The sequence below is a fragment of the Vibrio lentus genome, from assembly GCF_002875945.1.
Classification (GTDB): Bacteria; Pseudomonadota; Gammaproteobacteria; order Enterobacterales; family Vibrionaceae; genus Vibrio; species Vibrio apostichopi.
Map to the genome: position 1 here is coordinate 49,783 of NZ_MCZK01000101.1, position 20,711 is coordinate 70,493.

Below are 20,711 nucleotides of genomic sequence, written 5' to 3' on the forward strand. Positions count from 1 at the left end.
CCTCGCTCTTGAGGATGACGTTTTAGTGCGAGCTGATTGGTTATGTGCGCTATTTAATCGCGAACATCGAACCGAAGTTGAAGCATTGGAACCACACTTCGCTACTTGAGAAGCCAATCTTTTCAAAACGCTGCTTATGAACTGGAATCGAGTCTGGACGCATCACATTTTCGATAGCACTGCGTTTCTGGCTGACTTCAAGCTCGCTGTATCCGTTTGCACGCTTGAAATCATGGTGCAGATCGATAAGCAGTTCATTTGAACTTTTATCTTCGAACACAAACTTTTCAGACAGAATCAAAATGCCACCCGGACGCAATCCAGCATGGATCTTTTCAAGCAGCGCGTAGCGGTCGTCTGGTGATAAGAACTGTAAGGTGAAGTTCAACACAACAACTGAAGCGTCTTTGATCTCGATTTCACGGATATCAGCTTCGATGACTTCGACTGGCGTATCGCTTCGGTAGGCGTTTACATGCAGCTTACAGCGTTCAACCATGGCTTCCGAATTATCGACAGCAAAAATCGTACAGCCTTCTTGCTGGATGTGGCGGCGCATCGACAATGTAGCGGCGCCAAGAGAGCAACCCAAGTCGTAGATGTTTGAGTGTGGTTTTACGAAGCGTTCAGCCAACATGCCAATAGCAGAGATGATATTGCTATATCCAGGAACCGAGCGTTGAATCATATCTGGAAATACTTCAGCAACCCTTGCGTCAAAGGTGAAATCACCAATTTTATCAATGGGAGCGGAAAAGATATTGTCTTTGTTGCTCATTGCATTCTCTCTCGACAGTCAGCGTAATCGGCACAGAATTCGTACCAAATAAAAGGGGACGTATTTTACGTAAAAAAATCGCTTGTGTCACGAAAACTGAGATTGATGAAAGTGAACGCGTGTTAGTGGTTGTTTACTATCAAAACATCGAGATTTGATGGTCACCTTTTTGAGCAGGAAACTCTGCTAAATTAGGCAAGGTTATCTGTGTGTGTTCAGCAACTTGCGTCTGTAATTGCTTATAGATAGCAATCGCCAACTCAGGTGCGTGATTATTGTCTGGGGTGTGGATCATTAAATAAGGTTGTTTTCCTTCATTTAACCAAGTTGGTAATTTCGCGAACCAAGGTTTAAAGAATGCGAGATTGGGTTCCTGGTCTGGATGCCCAATAAAGCGAACCATCGGATTGTTTGCCGTCGCAATAGCATGAACCGGCACACGTGGTTTCTTTTGGTGTGCGTCGATCACCGCTTCTGTGGTTGGTGGTGCGGAGAAAACAGGGCGACTATCCATAATGATGCGATTGATCCCTTCTTCTATTAACCAATGATTGAAACGTTTTTCGGCATCGCCTTTATCAAAGAACCCAAGGTGACGAACTTCAACGCCAAGCTGCATGTCTTTTGGAAACAAGGTACAAAATTTTTGTAGTGCAGGGAGCATGCTGGGTTCGAAGCTATGGGGTAATTGAATCGTCCACTGACCAATGCGTCTGTGTAGGGGCGACATGGTGAGCAGAAATTCTTTGAGTTCGGCTTGGCAATGTTTTAAGTGCTGCTGGTGGGTGATGAACTTAGGCAGCTTAAACGTAAACTTAAAATCATCGTGACTCGCGGCTTTCCAGTTATTGACCGTTGAGACACTGGGTGTCGCATAGAAAGTCGTGTTGCCTTCGACGGTATGAAAAACTTGGGTGTACTTTTCCAAGCGCTCAGCAGGTTTTGTTCCTTTACCATAGAACTGACTTTGCCACTCAGAATGAGACCACATTGTTAATCCAAGTCTTAAAGGTAAAGTTTCCATCGTCATTACACCGTTAGTCGTTACGCCATTAGTCATCACAAAACGTTTTTAAGTTGAAACGAAAAACTACTGTACGAGACTTTTGCCGATTAAGGTACTTTCGAGATATAATTAGCGCAATTTTTTCGGTTTTGATGAATCTTTGCGCACTTGATGGGCTAAAAAGCAGCAAAGCCAGATAAAACACAATAAATTCGAATGTGGAAGGTCGATTTTAAGCGAGTTTCCGCGTATAAATGTTCCTTTGCTCTGTTGTGTGGAATGACCACTGACAGCTTGGAAACTAGTAAATAATTAAGAGATTGGGAAATTCATTATGCGTACCCATTACTGTGGTAACCTGAACAAGTCCCTGGCGGGACAAACTGTAGAATTGTGCGGCTGGGTAAACCGTCGCCGTGATTTAGGCGGTCTTATCTTTATCGATATGCGAGATCGTGAAGGCGTCGTTCAGGTTGTTGTCGATCCAGATATGAAAGATATCTTCCCGATCGCTAACCAACTGCGTAATGAATTCTGTATCAAATTTACTGGTGAAGTACGTGTTCGTCCTGACAGCCAAGTAAATAAAGATATGGCGACGGGTGAAGTTGAGCTTTACGCAACTGGCCTTGAGATCATCAACCGTTCAGAAGCGCTTCCACTGGATTTCAACCAAACGAACTCTGAAGAACAGCGTCTTAAGTACCGTTACATCGATCTTCGTCGTCCAGAAATGAGTGATCGTATTAAGCTTCGTGCACGTGCTTCTAGCTTCGTTCGTCGTTTCCTAGACGAGAACCTATTCCTAGACATCGAAACACCAGTACTAACTAAAGCGACACCTGAAGGCGCTCGTGACTACCTAGTACCAAGCCGTGTTCATAAAGGTAGCTTCTACGCACTTCCTCAATCTCCTCAGCTGTTCAAGCAACTGCTGATGATGTCTGGTTTTGACCGTTACTACCAAATCGTTAAATGTTTCCGTGATGAAGATTTACGTGCTGACCGTCAGCCTGAATTTACTCAGATCGATATCGAAACATCATTCCTGTCTTCTCAAGAAGTACGTAACATCACTGAAAAGCTGGTTCACGATATGTGGAAAGAGCTTCTAGATGTTGAACTGGGTCAATTCCCAGTAATGCCATTCTCTGAAGCGATTCGTCGTTTCGGTTCTGATAAGCCAGATCTACGTAACCCACTAGAACTAGTAGACGTTGCTGACTTACTGAAAGATGTTGAGTTCAAAGTATTCTCTGGTCCTGCGAACGACGAAAAAGGTCGCGTAGCCGTAATCCGTGTACCGGGTGGCGCTAAGCTAACTCGTAAGCAAATCGACGGTTACGCAGAGCACGTAGGTATCTACGGCGCGAAAGGTCTAGCTTGGATGAAGGTTAACGACCGTGCTGCTGGCATGGAAGGTATCCAATCTCCAGTTGCTAAGTTCCTAAACGAAGACGTAATCAACGGTCTTCTTGAGCGCACTCAAGCTGAATCTGGCGATATCATCCTATTTGGTGCAGATAAAGCGAACATTGTTGCTGAAGCAATGGGCGCACTTCGTATCAAGCTAGGTGATGACTTAGAGCTAACAGACAAGAAAGCGTGGGCTCCACTTTGGGTTATTGATTTCCCTATGTTCGAAGAAGATGGCGAAGGCAACCTTCACGCAATGCACCACCCATTCACATCACCACTTGGTGTAAGCGCGGAAGAGCTAAAAGCAAATCCAGCTGCAGCTAACTCTGATGCATACGACATGGTAATCAACGGCTACGAAGTAGGCGGCGGTTCTGTACGTATCCACAGCGCAGAAATGCAAACGGCTGTATTCGGTATTCTAGGTATCGAAGCTAAAGAACAACAAGAGAAGTTCGGTTTCCTACTTGAAGCACTTAAGTACGGTACGCCACCGCACGCAGGTCTAGCATTCGGTCTTGACCGTTTAGCGATGCTTCTTTGTGGTACAGAGAACATCCGTGACGTTATCGCATTCCCGAAAACAACAGCTGCAGCATGTCTATTAACAGACGCGCCAAGCTTAGCAAACCCAGCATCACTGGAAGAGCTAGCAATCGCTGTTAACTTAGCGAAGAAAGAAGACTAATCAAACGATTAAGCTCAACTTTCTAATCAAGCAGTGAGTTTTCGATAGAGCTTAAGTCTTAGATAGCACTTAAGCTTTAAACAACACTTAGTTTTTGATAGAACTTTTTCTTTCGCAGAACAACGAAATGCCCGTTAATTTGACGGGCATTTTTTTTTGCGTTCGATATACTAAGCTCATAAAGCATGTATAAATAATCAGTATTTGAAGTTATGTCTATTATCTTAGGGATTGACCCTGGCTCTCGTATTACCGGCTATGGCGTCATTCGTCAAAATGGTCGCCATCTATATTACTTAGGTAGTGGTTGTATTCGTACTTCCGAAAAAGAACTGCCAGGTCGCTTAAAGCAAATCTATGCGGGCGTGAGTGAGATCATTACTCAGTTTCAGCCTGACGTATTCGCGATCGAACAAGTGTTCATGGCGAAGAATGCCGATTCAGCACTTAAACTTGGCCAAGCTCGTGGAAGTGCGATTGTAGCAGCAGTGAATGCTGATTTGCCTGTACATGAGTATGCGGCTCGTTTGATCAAACAAGCAGTGACAGGTAACGGTGGCGCTGATAAGTCTATGGTTCAGAATATGGTGATGAGCATGCTCAAACTACCCGCTAAGCCACAAGCCGATGCAGCCGATGCTCTAGGCGTAGCGATCACTCACGCTAACACCAACAAAACCTTGGTCGCACTCGCAGGCAAAGCAACAGGGGCAAGAAAAGGGCGTTACCGCTAAATCTCATTCTATTGTTAGTTCCTAACATTCTGCCTTTTAAACTTATACGATTGATGAGCCTCACGCCCTGTTTGGCTCATATCAACACAATACGCCGCTAAATCCTTGATGAAATGAGATCTTTCGAACATAACCCAGATAATAACATTGCGTATCATTTAACATGTTATTAACATTGGTCGGAGGTCTTACAAGTTAATCAAGGATGATCACTGATGAACCCAATCAAGCTGTGGCGCGCGCTGTTTCTACCCAAAAGTAACGGGTGGAGTAACAACGAAGTCAGACAAGCCGATATCTTATTACTCTTCACTTTTATCGCATTCTTCGTGGGCGTCTATAGCTTAATCAAGTGGACTAAGCATGAAGAGCAACTCTTGGTCGCCACATCTGTATTTCTTATCGTATTTGAACTGATCTCTGCACTGCTACTCCGTGTGACGAGTAAACCGAGCCTTGCACTTAACTTTGGCTTTGTCGGCATGGCTGTCCACGCGTTGAACATCATTTATCAAAGCGGTGGGGTTGTGGCTTCCACGCAAGCTTATTGGGTGCCTTTGTTAGTGGTCGCTTTTTTCTTATCAGGAACACGAATTGTGGCCTTGGTGTGGAGTGGCCTGGTTATCGGTGTGTCACTGGTGATGACCTCAGCACATCTCAATGGATTTGCATTTCCCCAGCTTGAGCTAACCCCTGATGCGGTAGTGGTAGAAACTTGGTCTGGCGTGATCATGCCGCTGGTGGTTATCTGCATTGCTCAAGCCTTTACCGCTAAGCAAAAAGAGGTGGCAATCGAAATGGCAGAGGAGGCGATTTCAGAAAGCCAACATGTTGCCAACCAAGCAACGCAAAGCGAAGGCCGACTCTCTATCGTGCTCGATCAAGCCAATTCGAATTCAGAGAGCCTACAAGGTGTTTCAGTTCATTTGGATCAGCAGTCACAAGACTTGCATACTCAAGTTGAAGTGCTAAACATCAACTGTGAATCTCAAGCGAGTGCTGCAGAAGAGATGAGTCAACAACTCCATCAAATGACTCAAGGCATCGAAGAGTCCAATTCATTTGTGGGTGAACTGAAAGAGCGCAGCGAAGCGGTGGGCACCAAAGCGCAAAAGAGCTCAGAGTCATTAGAAGCCTCAACAGATGCGATCAGTCAGATCATTCAAAGTAATCAAGAAATCATGAAAGTCGCTGATTTGATTACCTCGGTTGCTGAGCAAACCAACTTATTGGCACTCAATGCTGCAATCGAAGCAGCACGCGCAGGTGAACAGGGGCGAGGTTTTGCTGTGGTCGCGGATCAGGTGAGAGAGCTATCGGCGAAAAGCAGTCATTCGGCAATAGAGATTCGAACGTTGTTAGACCGCAGTAAAGAAGAAGTTGAACACGGCAGAGCGATCATCGAAACCACGGCGAGCGAGATGAACGGCATTATCTCAGAGGTGCAAACCATCTCAACAGATGTTAATCAGCTCACCAATATTATGGCAATGCAGATGGACTCCTTGAAAGAACTCGACCTGGCCAGTTCAGAAGTGGCTCAAAGCGTGGCGGAAACTAAATCGGTGTCAGGTTTAGTCGCTAATTATGGTTCTGAGCTAACAGGTCATGTTACTTCGGTTAAAGAACTGGTTGCGAGCTTGAACAGCGTGGTCTCGCAAGCTAAGCAAGCCTAAATAATTCACTTCAAAAAACACAAAGAACTGGATAAGTATCCAGTTCTTTTATATTCTGTCCTTCAAATTAAATTCCATCAAGAGAGTGAATTGTGATCGGACGTCTCCGCGGTACATTAATAGAAAAACAGCCACCAGAATTATTGATTGAAGTCAGTGGTGTTGGTTATGAAGTCCAAATGCCAATGAGCTGTTTTTATGAGTTACCAAACGTAGGCGAAGAAGCAATTATCTACACTCATTTTGTAGTACGTGAAGATGCTCAGCTACTTTATGGTTTTAACACTGTTAAAGAGCGCGCCTTGTTCCGTGAAGTGATAAAAGCGAATGGTGTCGGCCCTAAACTTGGTCTTGGTATCCTTTCTGGAATGACGGCAAGCCAATTCGTTCAATGTGTTGAACGCGAAGATATCTCAACACTGGTTAAACTGCCGGGTGTTGGTAAGAAAACGGCAGAGCGTCTGGTTGTTGAAATGAAAGACCGCCTCAAAGGGTGGGGAGCAGGTGATCTGTTTACGCCTGCAACGGATGCAGCGCCAATGGACTCAATGCCAGCGGTTCACGATGCTGAAGAAGAAGCAGTAAGCGCACTACTTGCGTTGGGTTATAAACCGACTCAAGCCTCTAAAGTTGTTGCTCAAGTGGCTAAAGGTGGCATGACCAGCGAACAATTGATTCGCGAAGCACTGAAGTCGATGGTTTAATACCTCATATACTTGTTCTACAAAATAGACTCATTCACTTTGCCTTTACACAGAGTCAAGATGCGCAGAGTCAAGATGCGCAGAGTCAGCAATAGCAGAGTTAGGAATAACAGAATTTATGATTGAAGCCGATCGCCTGATTGCACCGGATAATCCGGTCTTTAAAGATGAAGATGTTATCGACCGTGCAATACGTCCAAAGGCGCTAGCCGACTATCAAGGTCAAGACCACGTTCGTAACCAGATGGAGATTTTCATTCAAGCCGCTCAAATGCGAAATGAAGCTCTGGATCATCTGTTGATTTTTGGCCCTCCCGGTTTGGGTAAAACCACGTTGGCGAACATTGTTGCCAATGAAATGGATGTGAGCATCCGCACGACTTCAGGTCCGGTTTTAGAAAAAGCGGGCGACTTGGCCGCGCTATTAACCAACCTCGAAGAAAACGATGTGCTTTTCATTGATGAGATCCACCGCTTAAGCCCTGTGGTTGAAGAGGTTCTGTATCCAGCAATGGAAGATTACCAACTGGATATCATGATTGGTGAAGGCCCAGCGGCTCGCTCTATCAAGATCGACCTTCCTCCTTTTACTCTGATTGGCGCAACCACTCGTGCTGGCTCACTGACATCGCCATTACGTGACCGTTTTGGTATTACTCAGCGTCTTGAGTACTACAAGGTTGAAGACCTTCAAAACATCGTTCAGCGCAGCGCAGATTGCCTTGGACTTTCATTGGAGTCGGATGGGGCATTAGAAATTGCTCGTCGCGCTCGTGGTACACCGCGTATCGCGAACCGTTTATTACGCCGTGTACGAGATTACGCGGAAGTGAAAGCTGATGGACATATTTGTCCAGACGTGGCGGATAAGGCACTCAACATGTTGGACGTTGATGCTAAAGGCTTTGACTACATGGATAGGAAGCTTCTACTTGCGATTATGGAGAAGTTTGGTGGTGGTCCGGTCGGTATCGACAACATGGCAGCCGCGATTGGTGAAGAAAAAGATACGATTGAAGATGTATTGGAACCGTATTTGATTCAGCAGGGCTATCTGCAAAGAACACCAAGAGGTCGAATTGCTACCGACAGAGCGTATTTACACTTCGGAATAGATAAGCCTTCTAATCGTTAACTTATTCATTTCTAAAGATCCCAGTTGCATAAGCGCTGGGATTTTTTGCTTTTTACTGAATAACAACTCTTTGAGCGAGTCGGTAAAAAGGTCGAAAAGGGCGCTTCAAAAATGAAAACTTTGATTGCAGGTTTGATTTGGGCAACAAAAAATGAAATAAGTTGTCATATTTTTTGTTAATACTTTATAGGTAGTTGTAATTCGTATGTTGAGGCGGTGCTGAGCTTTTGTCACAGATATCATGCGCTGTTATTAAGGCAAGCAGAATTGGTGTGATTTTAATCATAATTGTACAAAAATAACTCTAATTTGCTCGAATAAATTTGATACAAATCAACGCAGGGTTCTCCCATAAACCTTTTGAAACATACTGATTTTACCAGTAATATTAGCGCCAGCTATATTAGCTCATGCTTAACAATAATCTAACTATAACGGTACGTTTTTGCTACAAATTTCAATTTGTAATAACAATTATATAAATTGTTTTAACATGGATTTTTGCGGTGAATTATCACACAAGTGTCATTCAGCCGACACAAAGGAGTTACCATGATTGATGTTGTTGATCTGTCGCGATTGCAGTTTGCATTTACAGCGATGTATCACTTCCTATTTGTTCCACTGACCTTAGGTATGGCATTTCTTCTTGCCATTATGGAGTCAGTATATGTAATGACGGGCAAACAAATTTACAAGGACATGACCAAGTTCTGGGGTAAATTGTTTGGTATTAACTTTGCTCTTGGTGTAGCGACAGGCTTAACCATGGAGTTTCAGTTTGGTACAAACTGGTCTTACTATTCTCACTACGTTGGAGACATCTTCGGTGCTCCGCTAGCTATTGAAGCGCTTGTTGCATTCTTCCTAGAGTCTACTTTTGTTGGTCTTTTCTTCTTCGGTTGGGACAGATTGTCAAAGCGTCAGCACTTAGCGGTAACGTGGTTAGTAGCACTTGGCTCTAACTTCTCAGCGCTTTGGATCTTGGTAGCGAACGGCTGGATGCAAAACCCAGTGGGTGCGGAATTTAACTTTGAAACCATGCGTATGGAAATGGTGAGCTTTGCTGAAGTTGTACTAAACCCAGTAGCGCAAGTTAAATTCGTACACACAGTGGCGTCTGGTTACACAACGGGTGCAATGTTCATCCTTGGTATCAGCTCATACTACATTCTTAAAGGTCGTGACCTTGCCTTTGCTCGTCGCTCTTTTGCGATTGCAGCATCTTTCGGTATGGCGGCGATCCTGTCAGTAATCGTGCTAGGTGATGAATCTGGTTACGAGCTTGGTGAAGTTCAAAAAGTAAAGCTCGCTGCGGTAGAAGCAGAGTGGCACACTGAAGAAGCACCAGCTGCATTTACTGTTTTTGGTATTCCAAACCAAGAAACAATGAATACTGACTACGCAATTAAAATCCCTTACGTGATGGGTATCATCGCAACGCGTTCGCTTGATACTGAAGTAACGGGCCTGCGTGACTTACGTGATGATCACGTTGATCGTATCCGTACTGGTATGTACGCATACGAGCTGCTTGAAAAGCTACGTTCAGGTGACAAGTCTGAAGAAAACATTGCAGCGTTCGACGAAGTGAAAGGTGACCTAGGTTACGGTCTGCTTCTTAAGCGCTACACAGACGACGTTGTTGACGCAACAGAAGATCAAATCCAAATGGCTGCGGATGATTCTATCCCAACAGTTTGGCCTCTATTCTGGTCATTCCGTCTGATGGTTGCTTGTGGCTTCATCATGTTGTTTGTATTCGGTGCGGCGTTTGTTCAAACGTGTCGTCAGAAGATCGAACAGAAACCATGGATACTTAAAGCTGCGCTATTCTCAATCCCACTACCTTGGATTGCGATCGAAGCGGGTTGGTTCGTTGCTGAATTTGGTCGTCAACCATGGGCGGTTGGTGAAATCCTACCGGTTAACGTGGCTGCATCAGCACTAACTATTGAACAGCTTTGGACTTCACTATTCGCTATTCTGGCACTGTACACAGTGTTCTTAATTGCTGAAGTTTACCTAATGCTGAAATTCGCACGTAAAGGTCCAAGTAGCTTAAAGACAGGCCGTTACCACTTTGAACAAAACGATAACTCTGTTGAAGACAAAGTTAGCCGTTCAGTCGAAGTATAAGTGAGGGAATATTATGTTTGATTACGAAAGCTTACGACTTATTTGGTGGGTATTGATCGGTGTTCTACTGGTTGGTTTCGCCGTAACTGATGGCTTCGATATGGGTGTTGCAGCCCTTTCACCTGTTATCGGTAAGAGCGACACTGAACGTCGTATTATGCTAAACACGATTGCCCCTCACTGGGATGGTAACCAAGTTTGGCTTATCACTGCGGGTGGTGCATTGTTTGCTGCATGGCCACTGGTTTACGCGACATCTTTCTCTGGTTTCTACTTCGCAATGTATGCGACGTTAGCAGCGCTTTGGTTACGACCACTTGCTCTTGATTACCGTTCTAAGATTGAAGATCCAAAATGGCGTAAGACTTGGGACTACGCACTTTGCTTTAGTGGCACAGTTCCACCAATCATTTTCGGTGTGGCATTTGGTAACCTATTACAAGGTGTTCCATTCGAACTGAACGAATTCATGATGTCTAAGTACCATGGTACGTTCTTCGCTCTGCTAAACCCGTTTGCATTGCTTTGTGGTGTGTTGGCTCTGATGTTGTTCGTGATGCAAGGTGCAACATGGCTTCAAATGAAGACAACAGAAGAGCTGCACAGTCGCGCTCGTAACGTTGCTCAGATCACTGGCCTAATTGCTATTGCTCTATTCGTTATTGGTGGCTTCTGGGTTCAATCTATCGAAGGCTATGTAATTACAAGCACTATCGATACGTTTGCTGATTCAAACCCACTAAACAAAGAAGTATCACTTCAAGTTGGTGCTTGGATGACAAACTTCGAAACGTATCCAGCAATGTGGGCTGCACCGATTCTTGGTGTAGCAATGCCACTGCTTGCTGTGATTGCATCTCGCTTTGAGCGTGGTGGTTTCGCATTCTTGTTCTCAAGCCTATCTAACGCTGGTGTTATTTTAACGGCTGGTTTTGCAATGTTCCCATTCGTAATGCCATCTAGCCTGAACCCTAGCCATAGTTTGACTATGTGGGATTCAACAGCAAGTGAGCTAACGCTTGGTCTTATGACTGGAGTTGCGGCGGTAATGGTTCCTGTGATTCTGGGCTACACGACTTGGACATACTACAAAATGTTTGGTCGTCTAGATAAGAAACACATCGAAGATAACGACGTTTCAGCTTACTAAGCTAGAAGTTAAATAACTTAGGAGAAATTTTATGTGGTATTTCGCATGGATTTTGGGTGTACTTCTAGCATGTGCATTCGGCATCATCAATGCTCTTTGGCTTGAGCATTCAGAAATGATGGATAAAGACAGTGAGTAATCTCGCAGAGCAAGTTGCTAAATTACATCAACCAATGGATAAGACTCTGTTAAGAGCTTTATCCTTAATATTGGGTTTCATGCATGTTGGTTTAGTAATGTGGGATCCTGAAACGTATGCGGCAAGCATCGGTGGCTTTAACGCTATCATTGGGCCTATGTTCATCTGGGCTGTATGCTCGAGCATGGTTTATGGTATCGGTTTTAAACCAAGAGCTTGGATGTGGCAGTTATTATTCAGCCCTTACGTTTCACTCACGATTTTGCTCTATCTAACCGTGCTGCGCCTTATCTAAATGGGGTTGTGGACTAGGTTTATAACAAAGTAAACCTAGGTAGTTGTTGGGTTTTTAGCCAAAAAGAGGTCATCTTATACAGATGGCCTTTTTTTTCGTCTTTCAAATCAAATAAATCACTGCCATATGCTTTTAATGATAAAGAGTTAGGTTATAGTGAGATCTTTATCGTTTTGGGTTGTGGTAGCAAATTGCAGGGATTATTTAAGCCATTTACTTGGCCTGTGACAGTGTATTACGAAGACACCGATGCTGGTGGGGTGGTATATCATGCCAACTATCTTAAGTTCTTTGAGCGCGCTCGAACTGAGATGTTGCGCTCAATTGGCGTCTCTCAGCAAGTCTTGTTAGAACAAAATATCGGTTTCGTAGTCCGACATATGGACATTGATTTTATTCAAGGTGCGCGACTTGATGATTCTTTACAAGTCATTACAAATATTTACGAGTTGAAGCGAGCTACCTTGGTCTTCTGTCAAGAGATCGTAAATCCTGATGGCAAGGCATTGTGTAAAGCAATGGTTAAGGTAGCATGTATCGATAATCAAAAAATGAAACCCAAAGCAATGCCAACATTTATTCTCACGGAGCTAACGAATAGTGACTGCTGAAATCTCAATCTTAGGCCTAATATTAGAAGCTAGCTTACTAGTTAAGATGGTCATGCTGATTCTTATGGGCATGTCTGTTGTTTCTTGGGCAATGATCATAAAAAGAAGTAAAGTATTATCTCAAGCTTCTAAACAAACAGAAGTCTTTGAAGACAAATTTTGGTCTGGCGTTGATCTTGCTAAATTGTACCAAGAGAGTAATAAACGCAAAGACGAGCTTTCTGGTACTGAAGAAATCTTCTACGCAGGCTTCACCGAATTTGCTCGCCTTCGTAAATCTAATGCCACTTCTCCAGATTTCATTATGGAAGGCACAGGTCGCGCAATGCGCGTTGCGGTTGCCCGTGAAGTGGATGAGCTAGAAACCAATTTACCTTTCCTAGCGACCGTCGGTTCTATCAGTCCTTATATCGGCCTTTTTGGTACGGTATGGGGCATCATGCACTCATTCATCGCACTAGGCGAAGTGAAGCAGGCGACACTTGCTATGGTTGCACCTGGTATTGCAGAAGCACTGATTGCAACAGCAATGGGTCTATTTGCTGCTATTCCGGCTGTTATGGCTTACAACCGCTTCAGTAGCCGAGTAGGTAAACTCGAACATAACTACGCGACTTTCTCTGAAGAGTTCCACAGCATTCTTCACCGTCAAGCGATGGCTGGCAGGGAATAATAGATGGCTGGATACCAACCTAAAAAACGCAAAATGACGGCAGAGATTAACGTTGTACCTTACATCGACGTTATGCTGGTTTTGCTGATTATTTTTATGGTGACCTCACCGTTCGTCACACAAGGTGTTGATGTTGAATTGCCAAAGGCTTCAACGGCTAAGTCAGCTCAAGATTTACTGGGTGACGAGAACGCGAGCTTTATTATCGTTGAAGTGAACAAAGATGGTGAGCTTGGCTTGAGCGTTAACGATGAAGAGGTTCAACGAGGCCTGTCAATTGAAGACATTATTGTTCGGGTTAAAGCGGAATTGTCTCTGAATCCTAACTCTCCAGTGGCGGTCGGCGGTGATGCCGCAACGCCTTACGCTGAAGTTGTTTTATTACTTGATGAATTAAGCCGTGCAGGTGTGCCAAAGGTTGGCCTTTTAACGGATATAAGGGAATAGCTCCGTAGCATTCATGAAAGCGAATAATAAAAAATCCAATAATTTCAAAACGCCGCTTCTAATTTCAATCGGGCTGCATGTCATTCTATTCGTCGCTCTTATTTGGGGAGCAGACTTTACGATGTCAGAACCTAAGCCAACAGGGCAGATGGTTCAGGCGGTCGTGATTGACCCTCAGTTAGTTCGCAAGCAAGCTCAACAGATTCGTCAACAAAGAGAAGCTGCGGGTAAGAAAGAACAAGAACGGTTAGACAAGTTACGTCGCGAAAGCGAGCGACTTGAAAAGAATCGTAAAGCGGAAGAAGAAAACATCCGCAAGCTGAAAGAAAAACAAGCCAAAGAAGCGAAAGCGACGCGAGAAGCTGAAAAACGCCGAGTTGAAAAAGAGAAACAACGTAAAGTCGAAGAGGCTCGTTTAAAGACAGAACAAAAGAAAGCCGCGAAAGCAGAAGCTGATCGTAAGCTAAAAGAAGCCGCTGTGGTTAAGGCAGAGAAAGAACGCAAGGCTAAAGAAGCGGCTGTCGCCAAAGCTGAACAAGAACGCGTGGCAAAAGAAAAAGCCGCGAAAGAGGCAGCAGACAAAGCTCGTAAAGAAAAAGAAGCCGCTGAACGTGCTGAAAAGCAGCGTATAGCGAAAGAGAAAGAAGCGGCAGCAGCAGCGGAGAAAGCCCGTAAAGCAAAAGAAGCTGCAGCAAGAGCTGAAAAAGAGCGCAAGCAACAAGAGGCGGCATTGAACGATATCTTTGCTGGGCTTGAAACTGAGTCGACTCAAAACTCTTCGGCTAAACAACAATTTATTAGTGATGAAGCACAGCGTTACGGTGCGATTTATACTCAGCTCATTCAACAGAATTTATTGTTAGAAGACAGCTACAGAGGACGCTCATGTCGAGTGAACCTTAAGCTCATTCCTACGGGTTCGAATGCGATTCTGGGAAGCTTGAGTATTTTGGATGGAGACAGCCGTTTGTGCGCAGCAACCAAGCGTGCCGTGGCACAAGTGCAATCTTATCCATTGCCTAAAGACCCAGACATTGTGAAATCACTTAAAGACATCAACTTAACTGTATCACCAGAGTAAAAGGACGAACTTGTGTTAAAAAAACTATTACTGAGTTTTGTTTTCGTAATAGCGACAAGCAGCCAGTTTGCACATGCAGCGCTGGAGCTGGTTATTACAGACGGTATAAACTCTGCTAGACCTATCGCTATTGTACCTTTCCGCTGGGAAGGCGCAGAGCCACTACCACACGATGTATCAGCGGTTATTGCTTCTGACTTACAGCGCAGTGGTAAATTCAGCCCAGTTGCAACAAGCAAAATGCCTCAAACGCCTTACAGCGAAACAGAGGTCGACTTTGATGCTTGGACTAACTTAGGCGTAGATTCATTGCTAACCGGTAGCATTACTAAAAATGCTGAAGGGCAATACGTAGTCAACTATCAGTTGATCGACATTGTTCGTGGTCAACTGACCAAAGGACAAAGCCGTGCGCTGAGTGATGAAGGCCAACTGGTACTTTCTAAAGACCACGTTTTGTTCAACAAGAAAGCGACGGTTCAGGGCAAACGCTTAAGAGAGTACGCACACCGTATTTCTGATTTAGTGTATGAAGAACTGACTGGTGAGAAAGGCGCGTTTTTAACTCGTATTTCTTACGTGGTAGTGAACGACAAAGACAAATACCCATACCAGCTTCGTGTTGCTGATTACGATGGTTTCAATGAGCGTTTAGTACTTCGTTCTAAGCAACCTCTTATGTCACCAGCATGGTCTCCAGACGGTAAGAAACTTGCTTATGTAAGCTTCCAAAATGGCCAAGCTGAAATATTCATTATGAATATTTACACAGGTGAACGTGAGAAGGTGACGTCATACCCTCGTCACAATGGCGCGCCAAGATTCTCTCCAGACGGTAAAACATTGGCATTGGTATTGTCGAAAACAGGCAGCCTTCAAGTGTACACACTTGACCTTGCTAGCCGTAAGCTGACTCAAATTACCCGCGGACGTTCTAATAATACCGAACCGTTCTGGCACCCAGATGGCAAGTCTCTTATTTTCACGTCGGATCGCGGTGGTAAACCTCAGATTTATAATGTAAATTTGTCCAATAATTCGACTTCTCGTATTACTTGGCAAGGTAGCCAAAACTTAGGTGGCCAGATTACTCCTGATGGTCGATTCCTTATCATGGTGAATCGTAGCAACTCAGGCTTTAACTTGGCTAAGCAAGATTTGGAAACCGGTGCAGTTCAGGTGCTAACAAAAACTCTGTTAGATGAATCTCCAAGCATTGCACCGAATGGAGGTATGGTTATCTATAGCTCTATCTACAACAAAACAAACGTATTATCGATGGTTTCTATCGATGGTCGTTTCAAAGCTAGATTACCGGCAACCAACGGACGCGTAAGAGCGCCTGCATGGTCACCGTTCCTCTAGTTAAAGTGATACATTCTTTTAGCTATTGATAGTGTTAACTATTGTGGCAATTAACTATCTATAGCACTTAGTCGCTGTAGAAACTAAGTTTGATAACGTAAGGAAAAAAAGATGCAACTTAACAAAGTTCTTAAAGGCTTGATGATTGCACTACCAGTGATGGCAGTAACGGCATGTAGCTCAACTGATGAAGCAACATCTGCAACTTCAGGTACTGAAAGCAACCAAACAACTTCAGGTTCAGAAGGCAACGTAGACACAACTGTTGTAACGCCAATTGATGCTAACGCTCAACTGTCTGAGCAAGAGCTTAAAGAGCAAGCGCTACGCGAAACTCAAACAATCTACTTTGCATTCGATAACTCTACTATCGCTGGCGACTACGAAGAAATTCTAGCAGCTCACGCAGCTTACCTAAGCAATAACGTTGACATGAACGTTACTATCGAAGGTCACGCTGACGAACGCGGTACTCCTGAGTACAACATCGCACTTGGTGAGCGTCGTGCACAAGCTGTAGCGAAATACCTACAAGCTCTAGGTGTTCAAGCAGACCAAATCTCTATCGTAAGCTACGGTGAAGAGAAGCCACTTCTTCTAGGTCAATCTGAAGATGTGTACGCTAAAAACCGTCGCGCAGTACTAGTTTACTAATTTTAGTAGGCTATATAATTGAGGAATTGCCTCATGTTCAGTAACACAAAGCGAGTCATTTTGCTTTCGTTACTGGCAAGTGCAGCGAACATCGCGTTCGCTGCACCAGCTCCAGTATCCGATCTCAATAGCACCGCAACCAATTCATCATCTTCCTCTCGAGCAGCGTCTGCATCTAACGAATCAGATATTGAGCGTTTAGAACGCCTGCTTCAAAATCGCAACCTCGTTCAGCTTCAAATGCAACAGCAAATCGACGACATGGCACTGGAGATCAGTGAACTTCGTGGTGAGCTGGAACGAAACAGTTACGATATGAAGCAAATGCTAGAGCGCCAACGTGAACTGTTCATTGAACTGGATCGTGTAAGAGGCGAGGTGAAAGCAGCAGGAACAGCAACGGTAGCAGTGGCAGCGAGCGAAGGCTCTAAAGATGCTTCTGGTACGTTCAGTACTGATGTCGATGAGCAAACCGCTTATCAAAATGCTGTAGATATGATTCTAAAGCAACGAGACTACACGGGTGCTATCGCAGCATTCCAAAAGTTTCAAAAAGACTTCCCAGATTCAACCTTCACACCTAACTCACATTACTGGTTAGGTCAGCTTTATTTCGCTAAGAAGCAAGATAAAGAAGCCGTGAAGAGCTTTGCCGCTGTTGTGTCGTACAAAGACTCAAACAAGCGAGCAGATGCGCTGGTTAAGCTTGGTGACATAGCTGCGCGCAATAATAACGCGACGCAAGCTAAGAAATATTACCAACAAGTCGTGACCGAGTACCCAAACAGTGCTTCGGCAAAAGTGGCTAAAACCCACTTATAAACAAATAGAGGTGCTCAGGTACCTCTTTTTTATATCTATTTACTTCCTCCATATTTACTTAGCCGCTTTGTGACGCCAATGCATCACCTTGTTTATGCGTTTTAAGTATTAGCTAGACACCGCTTGCAACCAATCCTTTTTGATCCTCATCGCTGTCCTGTGTAGAATACTCTAATCCTCGGAAGAAGTTGCGTAGAGCAAGAGCAATGAGTCATATACTAGATAAAATCGATACAGTTTACCCGTTTCCGCCGAAGCCAGTTCCATTGAGCGACGCTCAGAAACAGGCCCACATCGCGAACATCAAAAAACTACTTCAAGAAAAATATGCAGTTCTAATTGCACACTACTACACAGATCCTGAAATTCAGGCTCTGGCTGAAGAAACTGGTGGTTTCGTTGGCGATTCTTTAGAAATGGCTAAGTTCGGTAACCGTCATTCAGCAAGCACTTTGATCATCGCTGGTGTTCGTTTTATGGGCGAGTCTGCGAAGATTCTTACGCCTGAAAAACGCATTCTAATGCCAACGCTTGAAGCTGAATGTTCACTTGATCTTGGTTGTCCTGCTGACAAATTTACAGAATTTTGTGATGCTCACCCTGACCACACCGTGGTTGTATACGCGAACACCTCTGCCGCTGTTAAAGCTCGTGCAGACTGGGTGGTTACGTCGAGCATCGCTTTAGAAATCGTTGAAAGCCTAGATGCTGAAGGTAAACCTATTATTTGGGGGCCAGACCGTCACCTAGGTTCTTACATCGCAAATCAAACTGGCGCTGACATGTTGCTTTGGCAAGGTGAGTGTATCGTTCATGATGAATTCTCAGCGGATGCTTTGAAGAAAATGAAATCGGTCTACCCAGAAGCGGCTATTTTGGTGCACCCAGAATCACCAGCAAGTGTTGTTGAACTGGCTGATGCGGTAGGCTCAACAAGCCAACTGATCAAGAAAGCGAAAGAGCTCCCTCATCCACAGATGATTGTCGCGACTGACAAAGGTATCTTCTTCAAGATGCAGCAATTAGTTCCTGAAAAAGAACTGATTGAAGCCCCAACAGCGGGTGCTGGTGCTACTTGTCGTAGCTGCGCACACTGTCCTTGGATGGCAATGAACGGCCTTGAAGCGATTGAAAACGCACTTGAGCATGGTGGTAAGCAACACGAAATTTTCGTTTCTGACGAACTACGTGTTAAGTCTCTTATCCCATTGAACCGCATGCTAGATTTTGCTGAACAGCTTAACCTACAGGTTAAAGGCAACGCTTAATTTCGTTGTCGTGATGATATAAGCAGTCCAGCTTAATCACTGTTTTGCTTTCACCATCAAGAAAAAAACCAGCCGAGTGCTGGTTTTTTTGTATCTGAATATTGGCTATCGATATCAATGTTGATCTTATGTATCTTTTTCTGATGATACATCTTGTTGATATCGCGTATTTTTTCTAGCATGTAAATAAGATAGAAGGATTAGAGGCTCGAATGATAATCTGGTTACAACTCAAACGCTGGATCAAAGCGAATATCTTTGTTTTGAATGGCAAAAATTTACTATTCACGTTTCTAGGCTACATATTTTTGTCGTGGTCGATGCTGTACGTTGCTGGTGAAACGGATTTAACCAACTCAATCACAACATTTGCCTATTATCTAGTCGTGACAGCGTCAACCGTTGGTTACGGAGACCTTTCACCGACAACGGATGCAGGTCGATGGATTGTAATCCTATTTGTTATTCCAGGTGGACTGAGCCTTTTCGCAGCTTTACTCGGTAAGGTTGCAACCGAAGGTGTTGAATATTGGCGAGCAGGCTTGCTAGGAAAAAGGAGAGTTAGAGTGGACAACCACATTTTGATGCTTGGGTGGAATGAGCAAAGAACCATTCATCTCATTCGCATGTTGCAGCATGAAGAAACGGGCAAGCGACCAATCGTATTATGTACTCGTTCAGATATTGAGAATCCGTTACCTGGCGAAATCAATTTCGTCAAAGTGAATAGCTACACTGATGGCAAAGAGATGGAGAAAACGGGCATTGAGTCAGCCAGTTGTATTCTGATTGATAACCCGGAAGATGACATCACCTTATCTGCGGCGCTCTACTGTGCGAACCGAAACCCGAAGGCCCACCTTTTGGTTTACTTTAAAGATGAAGCATTGAGCGACCTGCTACACAAGCATTGTCCTAATTCAGAATGTATTCCTGCTGTTGGTGCGGAAATGTTGGCCAAAGCTGCTGTCGATCCTGGTTCTAGTGCGCTTCACCAAGAGCTATTGAGTTCCACAAGAGGCATGACACAGTATTCAACGTACTTCCCTGAAAACTCTGAGCCTGTCACCGTTGCGCCTATTTTCTCTGTGTTTAAAGAGAAATATCAAGCAACGTTGATCGCGATTGATACGGGTAGTGGTATTGAACTTAACCCAGAACTTGATCAAGTTGTCAGCAGTGGGACTAAGTTGTTTTATATTGCCGATGAACGTATCGATCATTTTGATTGGAAAGGCTTTTAAGCTAACACCGTTCCTTCAGATCTAGAAAAGGCCTCATCGTGAGGCCTTTTTGTTATCGTTTGATCGAGCTAAGCAAGTTGAGCTTAATTCTTTTGCACTGCTTATCTAGCTTATTGAGCTTCTGCTAGTGCGATACCACGCTGAGTTAGTCCACAAAGCATCACAGGAACCGCGTTGAAGATCTCTTCGAATTGCTCTAGGCCTTCAATGCCTTGTTCTGCAAGCGTTGCAATTGACGTTTCTGGATCGTAAAGCATACTTAGAGAAAGTAATACACCCCCGACAAGTGCGTTGTCTTCGCTCTCTTCAGGCATCAGTGTTTCCCAGTCATCACGGGCGATCTGCCAGCCTTGAAGTAAGCCTTCACAGAAATCACGGGCAGCAGTGTTCACCACTTCTGCATCATCCAATTGGCAAGCTTCAGGCCAAACCCAAGTACCTTCGATTAGCTCAGGGCGTGTTTTATTCCAAAGCGTGATGATAACTTCAATGTAGCTTTCAAGTTGTTCACCGTCTGTAAATGGAGCAACTTCTTCGCCACCCCAAAGGAACGGTAGCCACTCATGCGGTGTTAACACATTAGGCGCCGCTGCCATTGCAGTGACAAATCCCATGGTTTTGTGTTCTGTGATTAGCTTTCCTTCCAACTCTGGAAGCGCAAGAATATCTTGTAAGGTCAAAGT

Annotated in this window: 21 protein-coding genes; 18 read left to right on the forward strand and 3 right to left on the reverse strand. The window is 44.3% G+C overall.

Annotated features, from left to right (window positions below; translation table 11 throughout):
* Positions 1 to 49: 49 nt before the first annotated feature.
* Both cmoA and BCT49_RS07840 read right to left on the reverse strand, forming a co-directional pair.
* Positions 50 to 778 (reverse strand): carboxy-S-adenosyl-L-methionine synthase CmoA, encoded by a 729-nt coding sequence (gene cmoA, locus BCT49_RS07835; protein WP_102434774.1) that lies wholly within the window; start codon positions 776 to 778, stop codon positions 50 to 52.
* Positions 779 to 917: 139 nt separating this feature from the next.
* A complete protein-coding gene (locus BCT49_RS07840) occupies positions 918 to 1,802 on the reverse strand; it encodes a DUF72 domain-containing protein (protein WP_102434897.1) in 885 nt (294 codons plus the stop codon).
* A gap of 316 nt (positions 1,803 to 2,118) precedes the next feature.
* On the opposite strand from BCT49_RS07840, the gene aspS reads away from it, so the two are divergent.
* From aspS to BCT49_RS07930, 18 genes are all read left to right on the forward strand, one after another.
* Complete coding sequence (gene aspS, locus BCT49_RS07845; protein ID WP_017111038.1) at positions 2,119 to 3,891, forward strand: aspartate--tRNA ligase; 1,773 nt, start codon at positions 2,119 to 2,121, stop codon at positions 3,889 to 3,891.
* 212 nt (positions 3,892 to 4,103) lie between these two features.
* Positions 4,104 to 4,625 carry a crossover junction endodeoxyribonuclease RuvC gene (gene ruvC / locus BCT49_RS07850; RefSeq protein ID WP_004736470.1) on the forward strand — a complete coding sequence of 174 codons (522 nt, stop codon included), beginning with the start codon at positions 4,104 to 4,106 and terminating at the stop codon, positions 4,623 to 4,625.
* Positions 4,626 to 4,840: 215 nt separating this feature from the next.
* A complete protein-coding gene (locus BCT49_RS07855; RefSeq protein ID WP_102434775.1) occupies positions 4,841 to 6,301 on the forward strand; it encodes a methyl-accepting chemotaxis protein in 1,461 nt (486 codons plus the stop codon).
* Between the two features lie 92 nt (positions 6,302 to 6,393).
* Entirely contained in the window at positions 6,394 to 7,005 is a 612-nt protein-coding gene (ruvA, locus tag BCT49_RS07860; RefSeq protein ID WP_102434776.1) for a Holliday junction branch migration protein RuvA, read from the forward strand.
* 118 nt (positions 7,006 to 7,123) lie between these two features.
* A complete protein-coding gene (gene ruvB, locus BCT49_RS07865; RefSeq protein WP_017105751.1) occupies positions 7,124 to 8,140 on the forward strand; it encodes a Holliday junction branch migration DNA helicase RuvB in 1,017 nt (338 codons plus the stop codon).
* A gap of 552 nt (positions 8,141 to 8,692) precedes the next feature.
* Positions 8,693 to 10,279: a cytochrome ubiquinol oxidase subunit I gene (gene cydA / locus BCT49_RS07870; RefSeq protein ID WP_029223557.1), complete on the forward strand. Its 1,587-nt coding sequence runs from the start codon at positions 8,693 to 8,695 to the stop codon at positions 10,277 to 10,279.
* Between the two features lie 13 nt (positions 10,280 to 10,292).
* Positions 10,293 to 11,429: a cytochrome d ubiquinol oxidase subunit II gene (gene cydB / locus BCT49_RS07875; protein ID WP_017111035.1), complete on the forward strand. Its 1,137-nt coding sequence runs from the start codon at positions 10,293 to 10,295 to the stop codon at positions 11,427 to 11,429.
* Between the two features lie 31 nt (positions 11,430 to 11,460).
* Complete coding sequence (gene cydX, locus BCT49_RS07880; RefSeq protein WP_000270284.1) at positions 11,461 to 11,568, forward strand: cytochrome bd-I oxidase subunit CydX; 108 nt, start codon at positions 11,461 to 11,463, stop codon at positions 11,566 to 11,568.
* Positions 11,561 to 11,863, forward strand: coding sequence for a cyd operon protein YbgE (gene ybgE / locus BCT49_RS07885; RefSeq protein WP_017111034.1), 303 nt, complete (start codon positions 11,561 to 11,563; stop codon positions 11,861 to 11,863). Before cydX ends, ybgE begins: the two co-directional genes overlap by 8 nt.
* Before the next feature lie 173 nt (positions 11,864 to 12,036).
* Positions 12,037 to 12,474 (forward strand): tol-pal system-associated acyl-CoA thioesterase, encoded by a 438-nt coding sequence (gene ybgC / locus BCT49_RS07890; RefSeq protein ID WP_102434777.1) that lies wholly within the window; start codon positions 12,037 to 12,039, stop codon positions 12,472 to 12,474.
* Positions 12,464 to 13,147, forward strand: a complete 684-nt coding sequence (tolQ, locus tag BCT49_RS07895) for a protein TolQ (protein ID WP_017111033.1) — start codon at positions 12,464 to 12,466, stop codon at positions 13,145 to 13,147. Before ybgC ends, tolQ begins: the two co-directional genes overlap by 11 nt.
* 3 nt (positions 13,148 to 13,150) lie before the next feature.
* Entirely contained in the window at positions 13,151 to 13,594 is a 444-nt protein-coding gene (tolR, locus tag BCT49_RS07900; protein WP_017105745.1) for a protein TolR, read from the forward strand.
* A 13-nt stretch (positions 13,595 to 13,607) separates the two neighbouring features.
* Positions 13,608 to 14,675 (forward strand): cell envelope integrity protein TolA, encoded by a 1,068-nt coding sequence (tolA, locus tag BCT49_RS07905; protein WP_017105744.1) that lies wholly within the window; start codon positions 13,608 to 13,610, stop codon positions 14,673 to 14,675.
* A 12-nt stretch (positions 14,676 to 14,687) separates the two neighbouring features.
* A complete protein-coding gene (tolB, locus tag BCT49_RS07910) occupies positions 14,688 to 16,040 on the forward strand; it encodes a Tol-Pal system beta propeller repeat protein TolB (protein WP_102434778.1) in 1,353 nt (450 codons plus the stop codon).
* 111 nt (positions 16,041 to 16,151) lie between these two features.
* Positions 16,152 to 16,694 carry a peptidoglycan-associated lipoprotein Pal gene (pal, locus tag BCT49_RS07915; protein WP_004736484.1) on the forward strand — a complete coding sequence of 181 codons (543 nt, stop codon included), beginning with the start codon at positions 16,152 to 16,154 and terminating at the stop codon, positions 16,692 to 16,694.
* A gap of 33 nt (positions 16,695 to 16,727) precedes the next feature.
* Positions 16,728 to 17,516 (forward strand): tol-pal system protein YbgF, encoded by a 789-nt coding sequence (ybgF, locus tag BCT49_RS07920; RefSeq protein ID WP_048659646.1) that lies wholly within the window; start codon positions 16,728 to 16,730, stop codon positions 17,514 to 17,516.
* A gap of 206 nt (positions 17,517 to 17,722) precedes the next feature.
* A complete protein-coding gene (nadA, locus tag BCT49_RS07925) occupies positions 17,723 to 18,784 on the forward strand; it encodes a quinolinate synthase NadA (protein ID WP_102434779.1) in 1,062 nt (353 codons plus the stop codon).
* 212 nt (positions 18,785 to 18,996) lie between these two features.
* Positions 18,997 to 20,028 (forward strand): potassium channel protein, encoded by a 1,032-nt coding sequence (locus BCT49_RS07930; RefSeq protein ID WP_102434780.1) that lies wholly within the window; start codon positions 18,997 to 18,999, stop codon positions 20,026 to 20,028.
* A gap of 110 nt (positions 20,029 to 20,138) precedes the next feature.
* Here BCT49_RS07930 and BCT49_RS07935 read toward each other — a convergent pair whose 3' ends face one another.
* Positions 20,139 to 20,708 (reverse strand): UPF0149 family protein, encoded by a 570-nt coding sequence (locus tag BCT49_RS07935; RefSeq protein WP_017083925.1) that lies wholly within the window; start codon positions 20,706 to 20,708, stop codon positions 20,139 to 20,141.
* Between the last annotated feature and the right edge of the window lie 3 nt (positions 20,709 to 20,711).

What these genes read in the sequence shown, in the direction of transcription:
- cmoA (WP_102434774.1), bottom strand. Translation starts at nt 778, where the DNA reads ATGAGCAACAAAGACAATATCTTTTCCGCTCCCATTGATAAAATTGGT.
- BCT49_RS07840 (WP_102434897.1), bottom strand. Translation starts at nt 1,802, where the DNA reads ATGGAAACTTTACCTTTAAGACTTGGATTAACAATGTGGTCTCATTCT.
- aspS (WP_017111038.1), top strand. Translation starts at nt 2,119, where the DNA reads ATGCGTACCCATTACTGTGGTAACCTGAACAAGTCCCTGGCGGGACAA.
- ruvC (WP_004736470.1), top strand. Translation starts at nt 4,104, where the DNA reads ATGTCTATTATCTTAGGGATTGACCCTGGCTCTCGTATTACCGGCTAT.
- BCT49_RS07855 (WP_102434775.1), top strand. Translation starts at nt 4,841, where the DNA reads ATGAACCCAATCAAGCTGTGGCGCGCGCTGTTTCTACCCAAAAGTAAC.
- ruvB (WP_017105751.1), top strand. Translation starts at nt 7,124, where the DNA reads ATGATTGAAGCCGATCGCCTGATTGCACCGGATAATCCGGTCTTTAAA.
- cydA (WP_029223557.1), top strand. Translation starts at nt 8,693, where the DNA reads ATGATTGATGTTGTTGATCTGTCGCGATTGCAGTTTGCATTTACAGCG.
- cydB (WP_017111035.1), top strand. Translation starts at nt 10,293, where the DNA reads ATGTTTGATTACGAAAGCTTACGACTTATTTGGTGGGTATTGATCGGT.
- cydX (WP_000270284.1), top strand. Translation starts at nt 11,461, where the DNA reads ATGTGGTATTTCGCATGGATTTTGGGTGTACTTCTAGCATGTGCATTC.
- tolR (WP_017105745.1), top strand. Translation starts at nt 13,151, where the DNA reads ATGGCTGGATACCAACCTAAAAAACGCAAAATGACGGCAGAGATTAAC.
- tolA (WP_017105744.1), top strand. Translation starts at nt 13,608, where the DNA reads ATGAAAGCGAATAATAAAAAATCCAATAATTTCAAAACGCCGCTTCTA.
- pal (WP_004736484.1), top strand. Translation starts at nt 16,152, where the DNA reads ATGCAACTTAACAAAGTTCTTAAAGGCTTGATGATTGCACTACCAGTG.
- ybgF (WP_048659646.1), top strand. Translation starts at nt 16,728, where the DNA reads ATGTTCAGTAACACAAAGCGAGTCATTTTGCTTTCGTTACTGGCAAGT.
- nadA (WP_102434779.1), top strand. Translation starts at nt 17,723, where the DNA reads ATGAGTCATATACTAGATAAAATCGATACAGTTTACCCGTTTCCGCCG.
- BCT49_RS07930 (WP_102434780.1), top strand. Translation starts at nt 18,997, where the DNA reads ATGATAATCTGGTTACAACTCAAACGCTGGATCAAAGCGAATATCTTT.